Annotated in this window: 1 protein-coding gene; it reads left to right on the top strand. The window is 60.3% G+C overall.

All coding sequences use genetic code 11. The features are described from left to right. Positions 1-615 (top strand): GTP-binding protein (locus tag L0962_RS18345; RefSeq protein WP_234087955.1); only part of this gene is annotated, 615 nt, incomplete at both ends.

Raw genomic sequence — 615 nt, 5'->3', positions numbered from 1 at the left:
CTAAGGAAAAATTCGAGCGTACGAAGCCGCACGTGAACGTGGGTACGATTGGTCACGTTGACCACGGCAAGACGACGCTGACGGCGGCGATCACGACGGTGTTGTCGGCGAAGTTCGGTGGCGCGGCGAAGAAGTATGACGAAATCGATGCGGCGCCGGAAGAAAAGGCCCGCGGTATCACCATCAATACCGCTCACGTTGAATACGAAACTGCAAACCGTCACTACGCCCACGTTGATTGCCCGGGCCACGCTGACTACGTGAAGAACATGATTACCGGTGCTGCACAGATGGACGGCGCGATCCTGGTCTGTTCCGCTGCTGACGGCCCGATGCCGCAGACCCGCGAGCACATTCTGCTGGCGCGTCAGGTCGGCGTGCCGTACGTTCTGGTGTTCATGAACAAGTGCGACATGGTTGACGACGCCGAGCTGCTGGAACTGGTCGAAATGGAACTGCGCGAGCTGCTGTCCAAGTACGACTTCCCGGGCGATGACACCCCGATCATCCACGGTTCTGCACTGAAGGCCCTGGAGGGCGATCAGTCCGAAATCGGCGAGCCGGCGATCTTCCGTCTGGCTGACGCGCTGGACTCCTACATCCCGACCCCGGAGC

It is taken from the genome of Azonexus sp. R2A61 (assembly GCF_021401135.1).
Taxonomy (GTDB): domain Bacteria; phylum Pseudomonadota; class Gammaproteobacteria; order Burkholderiales; family Rhodocyclaceae; genus Azonexus.
This window is presented reverse-complemented; position numbering and strand designations above follow the sequence as displayed.